The organism is Pseudomonas oryzihabitans (genome assembly GCF_007665395.1).
GTDB classification, from domain to species: Bacteria; Pseudomonadota; Gammaproteobacteria; order Pseudomonadales; family Pseudomonadaceae; genus Chryseomonas; species Chryseomonas psychrotolerans_C.
In genome coordinates, this window is the sequence record NZ_VDND01000013.1 from 91,498 (window position 1) to 105,885 (window position 14,388).

The window sequence follows — 14,388 nt, forward strand, 5'->3', positions numbered from 1 at the left end:
TCAGCTCCAGTACGTCAGGGGTTCGGCGACCCCGCGATAACCGACGAAACACGACAGCGACAGGCGTGGCTGGTCGTTGCCGGGGGTCACGGCGTGCATGCGGCGGGAATTGAACAGGATCAGGTCGCCCGGTTCGGGGCGGATGGTCAGGCAGGGCGGCCCGAGCCGGTCCGGCTCGATGCCGTAGCTGTCGCCGCGCAGGGCGTCGAAGGCGTCCGGGGACAGCTCCTCCGACCATAGCTGCAACTCGCCGCCGACGCTGGGCATGGTCAGGTAGACGTTGCAGGCCAGTTGCGTCGTCAGGCTCTCGGCCTCTTCGCTGCCCGGCGCGTCCTTGGCGAAGATGTCGTGGTGGGCGAGAAAGCGCACGCCCGGCTTCACCACCCGCGACAGGCCGACGTACATCTTGCGGCCCCAGAGGGTCTGCAGCCGGGCACCGGCGGGCCAGACCTCGTCGAGGGTGCAACGCACCAAGTCGATGGGGTTGAGGTAGGGACGACAGCGCCGGCGCAACTCCTCCAGGTTGTTGGCGACGCTGGCGAAGTAGTCGTCCATCTGCGCGCGCTGGTTTTCCGCCTCGTAGAAGGCCATGCCGATGCGACCGATGCTGGGCGCGTTGGTGTAGGTGGCGAAGCCGTTGCCGAGGATCTGCTGGCCGAGGTCGTCGGCCAGGGGACGGGGCACGAAGCGCCGGACGCGAATGGCCAGCAGGCGTTCAGCGGTGAGACGGAGCAGGCTCTCGGTGTCGAGAGCGTCGAGTTCGAGCAGCATGGCGCTTCCTTTCTGCGGTGAGGTGGGCGGTTGATCAGGCGCCAGCCATGTCGTAGCTCACCAGCAGGCGCCCCTTCTTTTCCTTGAGGCCCAGGACGCTCAGCGCGCCGACGCCGCGGGAGGAGCGCACGTGGGTGCCGCCGCAGGCATAGCGCGCGACGCCTTCGCCGAAGCTCACCTGGCGTTGGCCATCGGGGTGCAGCTCGATCCGCAGCGGCAGGTCTTCTTCCACCAGGGCATCGAAGTGCGCCTGCAGGTCCTGGGTATCCAGGGGGCGCGGCTCCAGGCCCGGTACGAATTCGATCTTGCCTTCGCCTGGCCAGTGATGGGCCTTCACCGGCTTCCAGCCATAGGTCTCGCCGATATGGCCAAGCAGGTGCCCGGCGGAATGCAGCCGCGAGTGCAACTGGCGGCGGCCCTCGTCGACCCGCGCCAGCACGCGACCGGGGGCGAGGGGACGGTTGGCGAAATGCAGGATGCGCTCGCCATCCTGGATCACCCGGGTGACCTCGGCCGTGCCGATCCAGCCGGTATCGCTGGGTTGGCCACCGCCCTGGGGATGGAAGGGCGTGGCGCGCAATTCGATGACGTAGCCGTCCTCCGCAGCGCTGCAGGCGTGGACCTCGACCTCGGCGATCAGGCTGTCGCTCAGGAAATACAGGCGCTCGGTCATACGTCTACTACCTAGAAAACGAAAAACGACCTCATTCTAAAGATCGTACGACAGGGTGATAATCCACCCACCCTCCAAAGGAATTTTGCGCTGTGAGCATAAGTCTTCCCCTGCCGCTGCTCAGCGAGATGGCCATCTTCGTGCGGGTCGTGGAGAGCGGCAGCTTCTCTGCGGCGGCCCGTCAGCTGGGCCTGACCCCCTCGTCCACCAGCCGCAGCGTGGCGCGCCTGGAGAAGGCTCTGGGCACTCGCCTGCTCAATCGCAGCACCCGCAAGCTGCGCCTGTCGGAAGCGGGCGAGGAGGTCTATCGCCGCTGCAGCGACATGGTCGGCGCCGCGCGGGCGGTGCTGGAGGTCAGTGGCCAGTTCAACCAGGCGCCCGCCGGTATCGTGCGGCTGTCGGTGCCCAAGGCGGTGGGCAGCACGGTGATCCATCCGCACATGGCCGACTTCCTGCGCCGTTACCCGGCGGTGGACGTGCAGCTGCTGCTGGAAGACCGCTACGTCGACCTGATCGACGAGAACGTCGACCTGGCGATCCGCATCACCGATCGACCGCCGCCCGGCCTGGTCGGCCGCCAGCTGCTCACCATCGAGCACCTGCTGTGTGCCACGCCCCAGTACCTGGCCGAGCACGGCCAGCCCACGCACCCCCGCGATCTGGCGCAGCACAGCTGCATCTACCTGGCCGAGGAGCCGTCCGATTCGCGCTGGAAATTCCGCCAGGGCAGCAAGGTGGTCCATGTCACGGTGCGCGGCCGCTACGCCGCCAATCACACGGGCGTGCGGCTGGACGCGGTGCTCAACCATATCGGCATCGGCAGCCTGCCGTTCTTCACCGCCCAGGCGGCGCTGGCCCGCGGCGAGGTCATCCAGGTCCTGCCGGAGTGGACCTTCCTGCCGCACTACTACGGAGGCGCCTGGCTGCTCTATCCGGCGACCCGCCATCTGCCGCCGAAGCTGAAGGTGTTCATCGACTTTCTCGTCGAGCGCCTGAGCGACCAGGCGCTGCGCCAGGGGCAGGGCGCGGCCGCCTTGCCGGAACGGCGCTTCCAGGAGCTGACCATCGGCAGCTGAGTGGCCAGGACATCCGGTTCGTGATGCAGCTCGCAACTAACGTCACCACGGGTATCGTTAGGTGAAACGATTCACCTAACGTTTCTCTCCCGAGGACACCGGCGTTTTTCCTGGGTCATCCTGGCCACGGCCCGCCCGTGCCGGTGGACCGGGTCGCCGTCGCGATCCTTGCCCTGGCAAAACAAGAAAGGATTTCCCCATGCTCGCTTCATCACCCTCGCTCGCCACCCCGCGCAAGGGGCTGGTCGTGCTCATCGCCGTGATCGCCGCCCTGGGCGGCCTGCTGTTCGGCTACGACACCGGCATCATCGGCGTCGCCCTGCTCGGCCTCGGCCGCGAATTCGCCATGGACGACACCGTCAAGCAGCTGGTGACCGGTGCCATCATCTTCGGCGCCCTGTTCGGCTGCCTCGGCACCGGGCCGATCTCCGATCGCCTCGGCCGGCGCAAGACCATCATCGGCGTGGCCCTGGTGTTCGCCCTGGGCTCGGTGCTCTCGGCGTTGTCGCCCAACGTCACCCTGCTGATCCTGTCGCGCTTCCTGCTCGGCCTGTCGGCCGGCAGCTCCACCCAGATCATCCCGGTGTACATCGCCGAGGTGGCGCCGCCGGAGCATCGCGGCAAGCTGGTGGTGCTGTTCCAGTTCATGGTGGTGTTCGGCATCACCGTGGCCTATTTCACCGGCTTCGCCCTCGACGAGCACTGGCGCTGGATGTTCGGCCTCGGCCTGGTGCCGGCGCTGATCCTGCTGGCCGGCATGGCGGTGCTCCCCGAGAGTCCGCGCTGGCTACTGGTCAAGGGCCGCGAAAAAGACGCCCTGGCGGTGCTGGAGCGGGTGCGCGGCGGCGCGGCGGCGGCCCAGGCCGAGCTGGCCGAGATCAAGACCGTGAGCAATGCCCCGGAAGGCAACTGGAGCGACCTGTTCTCGCCCTGGGTGCGTCCGGCGCTGCTGGTGGGCGCTGGTATCGCCATGTTCTCGCAGATCACCGGCAACAACGCCCTGATCTACTACGCACCGACCATCCTCACCCAGGCCGGCTTCTCCGACCAGACCGCGGTGCTGGCCACCGGCTGCAGCACCATCCTGGTGGTGATCATGACCGTGGTCGGCAGCTTCCTGGTGGACCGCATCGGTCGTCGTCGCTACCTGCTGACCCTGATTCCCGGCTCCATCATCGCCCTGGCCATCATGGGCTACCTGTTCCAGGGCGCCGGTCCCCAGACCGACGTCGAGCGCTGGACGGTGGTGGCCTGCCTGGCCGCCTACCTGATGCTCAACTGCGGCGGCTTCGGCGTCTGCATCTGGCTGATCAACGCCGAGGTCTATCCGCTGTTCGTGCGCGGCAAGGGCGCCAGCGTCGGCGCCTTCAGCCACTGGGGCTTCGACCTGCTGGTGACCCTCACCACCCTGAGTCTGGTGACCAAGCTGGGCGCCGCCCATACCTTCTGGCTCTATGCCGGGATTTCCCTGGTGGCGCTGCTGTTCATCTGGCGCCTGGTGCCGGAGACCAAGGGCAAGAGCCTGGAACAGATCGAGCACGACCTGCGCGAGCGGCGCTTCTTCCCCTATCAGCGGAAGGGCTGAACGCTGGCTCCACTGCCAGGGTCGCAACAGGGGTGAGGACGTGGTTGTCTTCACCCCTGTTCGCCTGTGCCGGAGTCCTGCCATGCGCCCCCTCACCCTCGACCTCGATCTGCTGGCTGCCGCCCTCGACAGTCGGGAGCGAGGTACCCACTTCCTCGACCTCGACAGCGGCGCCCTGCGCCTGCTCGATCCGGACGATCTCAGTCTGGAGGAGCGCGAGGAACTGGAAGATCCCGAGCGCTACCTGCCGCTGCCACGCCTGACCCAGGACGATCGCCTGGAGCTGCGCGAAGCCTTCCTGCACCAGCTGCGCCATCCCCACGCCCAGCCGCTCTTGCGCGCCGCTCTGGAGAGCCGGCGGCCGATCCGCACCTTCGACTACGAACTGGAGCTCTTCCCCTCGGTACGCGAGGCCTGGCGGGCCTTCGCCCTGAACCGGCTCAAGGAAGAATTGCTGGTGCTGCTGGACGAAGCCGGTCTGGAGGCCCTGCCGGTGGACGGGCGGCTGCCGCTGCCGGACGATGTGCCCGAAGGGATCCGCCGGCGGCTGGAGAAGGGGCGGGGCTAGGGCCTAATCATGCCCATGCCGATAGAGCTTGAGCTCAACCATCAGGTCATCGGTGAGGGTTTCCAGGTGGGCCTGCAGGGCCTCGAGTTCGAGATCGGCCGGGAGCGCCAGCAGGGCGGTGGCGTGGAACAACACCTCGCTGCTCATGGGCGCCGGGCGGGTCTCGGTCGACAGGCGTTCGACGTTGACGCCGACCTGGTGCAGGGCGCGGGTGATGTCGCGGACGATGCCGACGCGGTCGTTGCCCAGCAGGTCGAGCTGCACCAGCGGCGCGCCCACCGGCGCCGGCTGGCCGGGTTCGCCGACCAGGATACGCAGGCCGGGAATGGCCAGTTGCTGCAGGGTCTCCACCAGGCCGTTGCGCAATTCCGGCTCGACTTCCACCGAGAGGATGCCGGCGAACTGGCCGGCCAGATGGGCCATGCGGCTCTCCAGCCAGTTGCCGCCCTGGGCGGCCACGCAGTCGGCCAGGGCTTCCACCAGACCGGGGCGATCGGGGGCGATGACGGTCAGGACCAGGTGTTCCATGGCGGGCTCCAAGGCAGACAAGGGGTGCCTGCAGTCTAGCCCGCCCCAGGGCGCTGGCCTACTGGATGTCCTCGGGTTTGACGATCACCCAGTGCTTGTCCGCGTTCACCGCCACCCCGGCCTTGGCCTGACCCTCGGCGTTGCTCTTCATCATCGCCTCGATCTGGGTGCGGTACTTGGCCTTGCGGTCGATCCACAGGTGGATGCCGTTCTTGGCGGCGTCCACGCCCTGGAACAGCATGGGGCCGTCGCTGACCGGGGTGTCGCCGCCGACCAGGATGGGTTTCTTCCAGGGATCTATGTAGGTGAGGATGGCGGCGTACTTGCCGGCGAACCAGGTGGCCGGGGTCCAGAGATAGGGCGTGACCTGCAGCTTCAGGTTGGCCTGGGGATCGTACTTGCCCTCGGCGATCTGCTTGCGGGCGGTGGTCAGGGCGCCGCTGGCGGGATCCTTGAGCAGGGTGGTGACGCCGATGACGTTCTCCGGCTTCACGCCATAGCCGTAGCGCGGGTCGGACGCCACCATGCGTACCAGCTCCTCGTGGGCGGCGCTGATCACATAGACCTCGATGCCGTTCTCCATCAGCTTGTGATAGAGCTCCTGCTGGCCGGTGAAGGGCTTGGGCGGATTGATTTCCACCGTCTCCACCTTGTCGTCCTTGCCGTAGTAGGTGGCGGGGATCGGCTTGCCGTAGGCCATCAGCTCGTCGACGTAGCCCTTGAGCTGCTGCAGGGTGAAGCCGGAAAACACCTGGGCGACCCAGGGATAGCAGACCAGGTCGTCGACCTCGCAGAGGCGGTAGTAGTAGCTGTTGAGGCTTTCCTTGTGCTCGCCGACATCCTTGAAGGGAATCAGCTTGAGCGAGGGATCGAGGGTCTCGCGGGTCAGCACGCCCTTCATCTCCAGGAAGGGCAGCAGGGCCTCTTCCAGGTCGTAGCGATAGCTGGTGTTGTCCATGTCGAACACCGCGTAGTTGCCCTGGTTGGCATTGGCGGCGATCAGGGCGTCGAGCTGGCGGGCGGCATCGGCCGGCCAGTGGGTCAGCTCGGTGGCGGTCGCGGTGAGGCTGAGCAGGCCACCGGCCAGGCCGGCGAGAAGGCGGGGAAGGAGGGGCATCGGCGGGCTCCGGCACGGCGACCGCGGTATGCGGTCAACTGGTCTAGACCATAACAAAAGGTCATGACAGTTCGATGCGAGGAGCGACCTGGGTAGGCGCGAGAGCGGCAGGACCTGCCGCTCCGCGACACCGGGTTCAGGCGGAGACGGTCTTGAAGCGCGGCTCGGCGTTGCCCTTGAACAGGGTCAGGGTCGCGACCAGGCCGAGCACGGCGGCCAGGGTCAGCCACATGCCGGGGGCGGCCTTGTTGCCGGTTTCCTGGATCAGCCAGGTGCAGACCATCGGGGTGAAGCCGCCGAAGGTCGCGGTGGCCAGGCTGTAGGCCAGGGAGAAACCGGTGGTGCGCACATGGGCCGGCATCACCTCGGTCAGGGCCACCACCATGCCACCGTTGTAGGTGCCATAGAGGAAGGACAGCCACAGCTCGACCATCAGCAGCCGGGAGAAGCCCGGGGCGTTGGTCAGCCAGATCATCGCCGGGTAGGCGGTGAGGATGGCCAGCACGGTGGCGAAGATCAGCAGCGGACGCCGGCCGACGCGGTCACTCAGGGCGCCCATCACCGGCAGCCAGATGAAGTTGGAGATACCCACGCAGGCGGTGACGATCAGGCTGTCCAGGTCGGTCAGGTGCAGCTCGTGCTTGCCGAAGGTCGGGGTATAGGCGGTGATCAGGTAGAAGGAGGCGGTGGTCATGGAGACCATGGCCACGCCCGCCAGCACCACGCCGAAGTTCTGGCCGATGGAGGTCATGGTCTCGCCGAAGGACGGGCGATGCTTGCGCGCCTCGAACTCCGGGCTCTCTTCCAGGGAACGACGGATGATGAACAGGAAGGGCACGATCAGGCAGCCGATCAGGAAGGGGATGCGCCAGCCCCATTCACCCATTTCGGCGGGCGACAGCCAGTGGTTGAGCAGGGCACCCAGCACGCCGGCGAAGACCACCGCCACCTGCTGGCTGGCGGACTGCCAGGAGACGAAGAAGCCCTTGCGCCCGGGGGTGGCGATTTCCGACAGGTAGACGGACACGCCGCCCAGCTCGACGCCAGCGGAGAAGCCCTGCAGCAGCCGGCCGACCAGGACCAGCAGCGGCGCGGCGGCGCCCAGGGTGGCATAGCCCGGGACCACGGCGATCAGCAGGGTACCCAGGGCCATCAGCGCCAGGGTAACGATCAGGCCGTGACGACGACCGTGCCTGTCGATGTAGGCGCCGAGGAAGATCGCGCCCAGCGGACGCATCAGGAAGCCGGCACCGAAGGTGGCCAGCGACAGCATCAGGGAGGCGAGTTCGTTGTCGCCGGGGAAGAACGTCTTGGCAATGGCCGTGGCGTAGAAGCCATACACCATGAAGTCGTACATTTCGAGGAAGTTTCCGCTGACGACGCGGAACACGGATTTGGCTTTCGACGTGGTGGCCATGACTGCTAGCTCGGATTGGGTTTGTTATGGAGACAGCTCGCGCGAGGCGCCCGGACCTCTGAGGGTGGGTCGCACTGTTTGTAACCTTATGTGTTGCAAAACAGTGCTGGCAAGCTTAATCGGACCGAACTCCGCGAAATTACTGGATTTGAAAGGTTAATGAAAGGTTCGAGTCATTACGCCTGGAAATTATTGTCCAGTTGACAAGATGTCGCACTTCAAGTGGTGAGCATCTGCCAGAAGGCGGCGCCGACTCCCGCCAGGCTTTCCCCGGCGATCAGGCCGGCAGCGGCGGCCAAGGCGAAGCGCTCGGCCAGGCCCGGTGCCCGCCAGCGCACCAGGGCAGTGAGCAGGGCGCCCAGGGTCATCATCAGGGACACCGAGGCCGGCAGGATGAAGGCCAGCCCCAGCGCCGCCGAACTGGGCAGCCAGAGCGCCCGGCGCGGGGCCAGCAGCGCCTCCGCCAGGCCCAGCAGCAAGCCGGCCAGGGCGCCGAGCAGGATGCCCAGGCGCATCGCCGCGTCCAGCGCGCCGAGGCCCTGGGTCAGGGTTTCCGCCACCGCCTTCCACTGGGCCACCGCCGGCGCCGGCCAGGCGGCGCTGAGCAGCAGCGCCTGGGGATCGGGGATCAGCAGCCGGTAGGTGAGCACCCCGGTCACCGCGCCCAGGGCGATGCCCAGGCACTGGGCGACCACCTGCTTGGCCGGGGTGGCGCCGATGGCCTTGCCGACCTTGAAGTCGTTCATCAGGTCGGTGCTCTGGCCCGCCGCGCCGCCGGCGGTGTTGGCGCCCATCAGGTTGATGTTGACCTGGCCGGGGGCGGCCAGGCCGAAGGTCAGCTGCGACAGCTGGCCGATGGCGCCGATGGGGGGAATGCCGGTGGCGCCGACCACCCGCGCGGCCATGGCGGCGAGAAACAGCGCCAGGGGCAGGGCCAGCAGGGCGAGCCAGGGATCGATGCCGAACAGCCGCACCTGCAGCAGCACCACCAGCAGGCTAGCCATCAGCAGCAGCGCCAATGGCCAGGCGCGGGGCCGCCGCCAGCCCTGGCGACGGCGTTCGGCGCGGGGCAGGGTGAGCAGGCGCACGGCCAGCGAAGCCAGGGTGGCGCAGACCATCAGGCTTACCCCCGGCCAGAGCAGCCACTGCACCAGGAAGGCGTATTGCGGACCGCTGGCCTCCGTTGGCAGCGTGGCGATACCGCTGCCCAGCAGCCAGGGCGCGACACCGCCCCAGGCCAGCAGGGTGCCGAGCAGCAGGGAGAGGCCGACCCGCAGGCCGATGATGCCGCCGAAACCGAGCAGCAGCAGCGAGGGATCGAAGCTGAAGGTCAGCCGCTCCAGGGCGGGCGAGGGCGCCACCCGCGGCAGCGTCCAGGCGAAGGTATCCACCAGCTTGACCGCCGCCGACAGCGCCAGGGCGCCCAGCAGCACCCTTAGCCGGGCCAGGGCTTCGGCACCGCTGGCATAGACCTGGCGCAGCGCTTCCAGGGTGGCCAGGCCCTCGGGGAATTTCAGACTGGCATCGGCCAGCAGCAGGGGCCGCAGATACCAGGCCACCCAGATGCCGAGAAAGCTCACGGCGAATACCCACGCCATCAGCGGCAGGGTCGGCAATTCCTGGCCGGTCAGCAGGGTGTAGGCCGGGATGGGCGCCACCAGGCCGCCGGAGACGATGCTGGCCGCCGCCGAGGCGACGGTCTGGTTGATGTTGCTCTCGTGCAGCGTCCAGCCCGGTTGCTGCAGGCGCCGGCCCAGGCGGTGCCAGAGGCCGTAGCTCACCAGCAGGGCGATGATCGACATGTTGAACGACCAGCCGATCTTGAGACCGGCATAGACGTTGGCCGGAGTCAGCAGGATGCCCAGCAGCGCACCGGTGAGCAGGGCCCGAGGGCTGAGTTCGCGCTCCACCGGTAGCGGCAGGTCGGACGGGGCGATGGTGGCGTCGGGCAAGGGCAGCTCCTCGGTCACGGAAACGACGGGCGTCGTCAGGGGACCCGCGGCTACGCCGGTTGGTTCGCACCCATCAGGGCTGCCGGTGCGTCCAGGTCTGGCGCAGCGCCTCGATCAGCTGGCGCAGCCCCGGTGGCGGCTGGCGCCGACTCGGGTAGTAGATGCACAGCGGCGCCCCGGGTGATGCCCAGGCCGGCAGGACCTGTTCCAGGCGACCGTCGCGCAGTTCCCCGGCCACCCGCCATTCCAGGCAATAGGCCAGTCCCAGGCCATCCAGGGCGGCCTGGATCGAGGTCTCGGTCTCGTTGACGGTGAGCGGACCGGGTACGTCCACCACCCGGGTCGTGGCGCCACTGCCCAGTTCCCAACGATAGAGGGCGCCGCTGCCCAGGCGCAGGCGCACGCAGTGGTGCCGGGCCAGGTCTTCCGGTTGTTCGGGACGACCGTGGCGCGCCAGGTAGGCAGGGGCGCCTACCACGATCCAGCGCAACTCGTCGGTGAGCGGCAGGGCGACCATGTCCTGGGGCACGGTATCGCCGTAGCGGATGCCGGCGTCGAGGCCGTCGGCGACGATGTCCACCGGCCGGTCCTCGACGCTGATGTCCAGTTGCAGCTGCGGATAGGCGGCCAGCAGGCGTGGCAGGGTCGGGGTCACCAGCAGCCGCGCCGCATCCCGCGGTACGCTCAGGCGCAGGCGGCCCACCGGGGCGTCGCGGTGCAGATCCAGTTCGCCCAGGGCCTCGCCGATCAGGGCGAAGCCCTGTTCGAGCTTTTCCGCCAGCGCGGCGCCGGCCAGGGTCGGCACCACCGAGCGGCTGGTGCGGTTGAGCAGCTTGACCCCCAGGCGGGTCTCCAGTTGGCGCAAGGCATGGCTCAGCGCCGAGGTGGTGACGCCCAATTCGATGGCGGCCTGGCGAAAGCTGCGCCGGCGGACCAGGGCGACGAAGACGTTGAGGTCGGCCAGCTCGCCGCGATTCAGGGTGGGCATGCGCAGTCCTCGCGCGATAAAGAGCCTGTCCAAAGTCTGCTGCGCGTCGGCCAAACGGCGTTGAAAATGCCTTCGGAATGCTCATTTACCATTCGTAAACTCCGCTTCCTCAGGCCTTTTCGCCTTGTTTGTCTCTAGCTCGCGAGCCTTTGAACAGGCTCTAAGGATCAAGAGTTCGTTGAGCCCCATTCAACGCCTTTTGAATTAGCCTCACAAGGCTAACCCTTTCGACTGGCGCCTTCGCCTGGAGACCCCCATGAGTGAAACCCTGCGCATCCCGGGTATCGATACCCCCGTTTCCCGTATCGGCCTCGGCACCTGGGCCATCGGTGGCTGGATGTGGGGCGGTACCGACGAAGCCCGCTCCATCGAGACCATCCGCGGCGCCGTGGAGGCCGGCATCAACCTCATCGACACCGCGCCGGTCTATGGCTTCGGGCGTTCCGAGGAGCTCGTCGGCAAGGCCCTGGAAGGCCTCCGCGACCAGGCGGTGATCGCCACTAAGGTCGCCCTGGAATGGCCGGACGAACAGGTGCGCCGCAACGCCAGCGCCGCGCGCATCCGCCAGGAGGTGGAGGACTCGCTGCGGCGCCTGCGCACCGATCGCATCGATCTCTATCAGGTGCATTGGCCGGATCCCCGGGTGCCCCACGAAGAAACCGCCGGGGAACTGGAGCGGCTGCGGCAGGAGGGCAAGATCCTCGCCATCGGCGTGAGCAACTATTCACCCGAGCAACTGGAGGCCTTCCGGCAATTCGCCAATCCTTCCACCGTGCAGCCGCCCTATAACCTCTTCGAACGCGCCATCGAGGCCGATGTGCTGCCCTATGCCCAGCGCCACGGCCTGGTGGTGCTGGCCTATGGCGCGCTGTGCCGTGGCCTGCTGTCCGGACGCATGACCGCCACCACCCGCTTCGAGGGCGATGACCTGCGCCAGGGCGATCCCAAGTTCCAAGCGCCACGCTTCGCCCAGTACCTGGCCGCGGTCGAGGCCCTGACCACCTTCGCCCGCGAACGCCACGGCAAGTCGATGCTGGCCCTGGCCATCCGCTGGATTCTCGACCGGGGGCCGACCATCGCTCTCTGGGGCGCACGCAAGCCCGAGCAGTTGCAAGGCCTCGACGAGGCCTTCGGCTGGCGGCTGAGCGGCGAGGATCTGGCGGCCATCGATGCCATCCTCGCCGAACACGTCAAGGACCCGGTGGGGCCCGAGTTCATGGCCCCGCCCACCCGTTGATCCATGCGGGCGGGGCACCCTGGCCCCGCCCCGTTGCCTAACGGATTCAGCCACAAGAGGTGAGGATCATGGCCAAGCGCGAAGATCTCGACCACAAGCCGGAAAATGCCGGCAAGGTCGGTGAGACCCACAAGGAACTCAACCAGGGCGGTGAAGAGCAGCGTCCGCAGAACGACAAGCGACCGGAACACCCCAAGGAGAATCCGGACCCGGGTTATTAATACCTGCGCAAGCGGGATGAAAAAGGCGCAGCGGTCTGGACCGCTGCGCCTTTTTAGTGGGCCGGTGGCCGTCAGCGGCTGCGTGGGGTCGCCAGGCCACTCTCGTCGCCCACCGCACCGGGTGTGCCACCCACCGCCGCCGTACGCCCGACGTTGAGTCCCGCCGTGCCCTGGGTCGCGCCCAGGGTGCTGGCGGTGCCGGGCCGCGGCGAACCGGCCATGGATTCCACGCCGGCATCGGGATCGTTACCCAGGTCGCGGGCGGGCGCGCCGGTGGCGGTCGATGGCCCCTGGGCCTTGGCGGCGCTACCCGTACGCGCCTTATCCACCACGTCGCGGCCCGCGGCGCTGACCTGCTCGTAGCCGCTGCTGGCTACTTTCTTTGCCTTGGCGGTGAGCTTGTCGCTGTGCTTGCCGAGGGTGCGATCCTCGGCCTGGGTCCGTGGCAACGCGGCGCCGAGCAGGGCACCGAGGGCGATGCCCAGGGCGCCGACCACCAGGGGCTGCTCGCGCAGCAGGGTGTCGAAACTGCCCTTGAGCTGTTGCGCCTGGTCAGCCAGGGTGTCCTTGGCTTGTGCCGCGGTATCGCTCAGCCGCTCGCCGGTCTGGGAGGCCTTGGCCGAGACGGTGTCGCCCAGGCCGGTCACCTTGTCACGCACGTCGTGGCTGCCCCGGTTCAGGGAGTCGCGGGTCTGGCCTGCGCTATTGGCGACCGAGTCCAGCGCACCGGACAGCTTGTCCTTGAGCGGGGTGCCCGTGGTGGCCGGAGCCGGGGTGCGATTCTGCCCGAGCGCCAGCCACAGCAGGCCGACCGAGGTCAGCACCGCGGGCACCGGATTGGCCTTTAGGGTATTGCCGAGGTTGTGGGCGAATTCACCACTGTGGCCCTTGGTATAGGAGAGCGCCTGGTCGAACAGCTGGCCGGGAGACAGGCGGCTTTCCAGCGCGCCCACCAGGTCTTCGATGCGCTCGCGCTTCTGGTCGATTTCGCGCTCGAGTTCTTCGGGATTCTTGCGGGATTCCACATCGATCTGATCGGTGATGCTCATTGTGCGGCTCTCCGTACGGCGTCCTTGTCCTTCTGCAGGCTGTTGACGGTGCGGTCGGGCGTGAAGTGGGACGGCTCGAACTGCTTCTTGCCCGACTGCAGCATGATGAAGCCGATCACCATGACCACGGCGCCCACCAGCAGGGCGGCGGCCCAGGGCGTCAGGTACTGGGAGAGAAAATAGACGATGCCCATCAGCAGCACGATGAAGCCGGCCAGCAGCACGATGGCACCGGCCGCCACACCGGCGACGCCGGCCTTGGTGGTGCGCAGGGACTCGCCCAGCTCGGCCTTGGCCAGGGCCAGCTCCTTGGTGAACAGCGCCGGGACTTCCTGGACCAGTTGCTTGACCAGACCGACGACGGAGGTATCGGCGTCGCCGGGACGCGGGGTGGGATTCTCGTTGATCATGGCTGGTTTCCTCCGCTCAGGGTGGGTCGATCCAGGTGACTGGAGGCGGTGCCGGTGGTCAGGCGGTCGTCGCTGCGCGCGGGATTGATCGCCGCGCCACCGATGGGATCGCCGCTCTGGGTTGTGGTCGGCGTGTGGACGTCGGCGCCCTTGGGGATGGCGTTGGTGTGAATGACGTCGGCACCGGCCGCCGGCTCCGCCAATTCGTTTTCCGCCGCCACCGAGGGCGTGGTCAGCGAGGGCACCTGGTCCGCGCCGCTGGTGCGCGAGGTGCTATCAGACTCCGGTTGGCTCGAGGCCTTGAGGAAGCGCGACAGGCCGAAGCCGATGGCGATGCTGCCGGTGAGGAACAGCGCAGGATTGTCCCGCGCCAGGGTGCCGGCCTGGTGCAACAGCTGTTCGGCGCTCTTGCCGCGCAGGTCCTCGGCCAGGCCGGTCAGGCTCTGCGCCATGTCGCTGACATAGTGCGCCAGCCCCAGGGTGTCCTTGTCTTCCAGTTCGTCGGCGGCCGCCTGGGCGCTCTGGGCGATGGCGCCGAGCTGGTCGGCGGCGGTGTCGCGGTAGTGTTCATAGTGCGCCGCGCCTTCTTGCTTGGCGTCTTGCACGGTATCCCGCGCGACCTCCTTCAGGTCGTGCAGATGGGCTTCTGCCGTGGAACCGTCCTTGGTCTGCGAGGGGTGTCCCTGGGCGGGATCGAGGGGCGTCGTCATACGCTTTTACCTGTGTGCAGAACCTTGTCGTGGCCGGCAGAGAACTCTGGGCGACCGTTCGTGTGCCTTGCCTCTTAGGTGACCGA

15 protein-coding genes are annotated in these 14,388 nt (G+C 67.7%); 5 read left to right on the forward strand and 10 right to left on the reverse strand.

All coding sequences use genetic code 11. The annotated features are described in order from the left end of the window. Entirely contained in the window at positions 1 to 771 is a 771-nt protein-coding gene (locus FSV73_RS21945) for a 2OG-Fe(II) oxygenase (protein ID WP_145011446.1), read from the reverse strand. Between the two features lie 34 nt (positions 772 to 805). Beyond that, positions 806 to 1,444, reverse strand: coding sequence for an alanyl-tRNA editing protein (locus FSV73_RS21950; protein ID WP_145011449.1), 639 nt, complete (start codon positions 1,442 to 1,444; stop codon positions 806 to 808). Positions 1,445 to 1,536: 92 nt separating this feature from the next. On the opposite strand from FSV73_RS21950, the gene FSV73_RS21955 reads away from it, so the two are divergent. The 3 genes from FSV73_RS21955 (at position 1,537) to FSV73_RS21965 (ending at position 4,673) form a co-directional block, all read left to right on the forward strand. After that, the gene (locus tag FSV73_RS21955; RefSeq protein WP_145011451.1) at positions 1,537 to 2,520 is read left to right on the forward strand and encodes a LysR family transcriptional regulator; all 984 of its coding nucleotides are present in this window, start codon (positions 1,537 to 1,539) and stop codon (positions 2,518 to 2,520) included. 199 nt (positions 2,521 to 2,719) lie between these two features. Continuing rightward, positions 2,720 to 4,105: a sugar porter family MFS transporter gene (locus FSV73_RS21960; protein WP_145011454.1), complete on the forward strand. Its 1,386-nt coding sequence runs from the start codon at positions 2,720 to 2,722 to the stop codon at positions 4,103 to 4,105. An 82-nt stretch (positions 4,106 to 4,187) separates the two neighbouring features. Continuing rightward, entirely contained in the window at positions 4,188 to 4,673 is a 486-nt protein-coding gene (locus FSV73_RS21965) for a UPF0158 family protein (RefSeq protein ID WP_145011457.1), read from the forward strand. Between the two features lie 3 nt (positions 4,674 to 4,676). Here the strand turns inward: FSV73_RS21965 and FSV73_RS21970 are convergent, their stop codons facing one another. The 5 genes from FSV73_RS21970 to FSV73_RS21990 form a co-directional block, all read right to left on the reverse strand. Next, positions 4,677 to 5,201, reverse strand: coding sequence for a glycine cleavage system protein R (locus FSV73_RS21970; RefSeq protein ID WP_027597442.1), 525 nt, complete (start codon positions 5,199 to 5,201; stop codon positions 4,677 to 4,679). A 58-nt stretch (positions 5,202 to 5,259) separates the two neighbouring features. Then, entirely contained in the window at positions 5,260 to 6,318 is a 1,059-nt protein-coding gene (locus FSV73_RS21975) for a haloacid dehalogenase-like hydrolase (RefSeq protein WP_145011460.1), read from the reverse strand. A gap of 136 nt (positions 6,319 to 6,454) precedes the next feature. Then, positions 6,455 to 7,735: an MFS transporter gene (locus FSV73_RS21980; RefSeq protein ID WP_145011463.1), complete on the reverse strand. Its 1,281-nt coding sequence runs from the start codon at positions 7,733 to 7,735 to the stop codon at positions 6,455 to 6,457. 218 nt (positions 7,736 to 7,953) lie between these two features. Next, positions 7,954 to 9,687: an OPT/YSL family transporter gene (locus FSV73_RS21985; RefSeq protein WP_145011466.1), complete on the reverse strand. Its 1,734-nt coding sequence runs from the start codon at positions 9,685 to 9,687 to the stop codon at positions 7,954 to 7,956. Between the two features lie 73 nt (positions 9,688 to 9,760). After that, the gene (locus FSV73_RS21990; protein WP_145011469.1) at positions 9,761 to 10,675 is read right to left on the reverse strand and encodes a LysR family transcriptional regulator; all 915 of its coding nucleotides are present in this window, start codon (positions 10,673 to 10,675) and stop codon (positions 9,761 to 9,763) included. A gap of 256 nt (positions 10,676 to 10,931) precedes the next feature. On the opposite strand from FSV73_RS21990, the gene FSV73_RS22000 reads away from it, so the two are divergent. Both FSV73_RS22000 and FSV73_RS25645 read left to right on the forward strand, forming a co-directional pair. Then, entirely contained in the window at positions 10,932 to 11,912 is a 981-nt protein-coding gene (locus tag FSV73_RS22000; RefSeq protein WP_145011475.1) for an aldo/keto reductase, read from the forward strand. A gap of 68 nt (positions 11,913 to 11,980) precedes the next feature. After that, entirely contained in the window at positions 11,981 to 12,133 is a 153-nt protein-coding gene (locus tag FSV73_RS25645; RefSeq protein WP_186309316.1) for a hypothetical protein, read from the forward strand. 71 nt (positions 12,134 to 12,204) lie between these two features. Here the strand turns inward: FSV73_RS25645 and FSV73_RS22005 are convergent, their stop codons facing one another. Genes FSV73_RS22005 through FSV73_RS22015 form a run of 3 tightly spaced genes read right to left on the reverse strand, consistent with a single transcriptional unit; the run spans position 12,205 to position 14,302 of the window. After that, positions 12,205 to 13,182, reverse strand: coding sequence for a DUF3618 domain-containing protein (locus FSV73_RS22005; protein WP_145011478.1), 978 nt, complete (start codon positions 13,180 to 13,182; stop codon positions 12,205 to 12,207). Beyond that, positions 13,179 to 13,592, reverse strand: coding sequence for a phage holin family protein (locus tag FSV73_RS22010; protein ID WP_145011481.1), 414 nt, complete (start codon positions 13,590 to 13,592; stop codon positions 13,179 to 13,181). The genes FSV73_RS22005 and FSV73_RS22010 overlap by 4 nt, the downstream gene beginning before the upstream one ends. Beyond that, the gene (locus FSV73_RS22015) at positions 13,589 to 14,302 is read right to left on the reverse strand and encodes a hypothetical protein (protein WP_260856142.1); all 714 of its coding nucleotides are present in this window, start codon (positions 14,300 to 14,302) and stop codon (positions 13,589 to 13,591) included. Before FSV73_RS22015 ends, FSV73_RS22010 begins: the two co-directional genes overlap by 4 nt. Between the last annotated feature and the right edge of the window lie 86 nt (positions 14,303 to 14,388).

Coding starts and splice junctions, on each gene's coding strand:
- FSV73_RS22005 (WP_145011478.1), bottom strand. CDS start 13,182: ATGAGCATCACCGATCAGATCGATGTGGAATCCCGCAAGAATCCCGAA.
- FSV73_RS21990 (WP_145011469.1), bottom strand. CDS start 10,675: ATGCCCACCCTGAATCGCGGCGAGCTGGCCGACCTCAACGTCTTCGTC.
- FSV73_RS21965 (WP_145011457.1), top strand. CDS start 4,188: ATGCGCCCCCTCACCCTCGACCTCGATCTGCTGGCTGCCGCCCTCGAC.
- FSV73_RS25645 (WP_186309316.1), top strand. CDS start 11,981: ATGGCCAAGCGCGAAGATCTCGACCACAAGCCGGAAAATGCCGGCAAG.
- FSV73_RS21945 (WP_145011446.1), bottom strand. CDS start 771: ATGCTGCTCGAACTCGACGCTCTCGACACCGAGAGCCTGCTCCGTCTC.
- FSV73_RS22010 (WP_145011481.1), bottom strand. CDS start 13,592: ATGATCAACGAGAATCCCACCCCGCGTCCCGGCGACGCCGATACCTCC.
- FSV73_RS21975 (WP_145011460.1), bottom strand. CDS start 6,318: ATGCCCCTCCTTCCCCGCCTTCTCGCCGGCCTGGCCGGTGGCCTGCTC.
- FSV73_RS21950 (WP_145011449.1), bottom strand. CDS start 1,444: ATGACCGAGCGCCTGTATTTCCTGAGCGACAGCCTGATCGCCGAGGTC.
- FSV73_RS22000 (WP_145011475.1), top strand. CDS start 10,932: ATGAGTGAAACCCTGCGCATCCCGGGTATCGATACCCCCGTTTCCCGT.
- FSV73_RS21970 (WP_027597442.1), bottom strand. CDS start 5,201: ATGGAACACCTGGTCCTGACCGTCATCGCCCCCGATCGCCCCGGTCTG.
- FSV73_RS22015 (WP_260856142.1), bottom strand. CDS start 14,302: ATGACGACGCCCCTCGATCCCGCCCAGGGACACCCCTCGCAGACCAAG.
- FSV73_RS21980 (WP_145011463.1), bottom strand. CDS start 7,735: ATGGCCACCACGTCGAAAGCCAAATCCGTGTTCCGCGTCGTCAGCGGA.
- FSV73_RS21960 (WP_145011454.1), top strand. CDS start 2,720: ATGCTCGCTTCATCACCCTCGCTCGCCACCCCGCGCAAGGGGCTGGTC.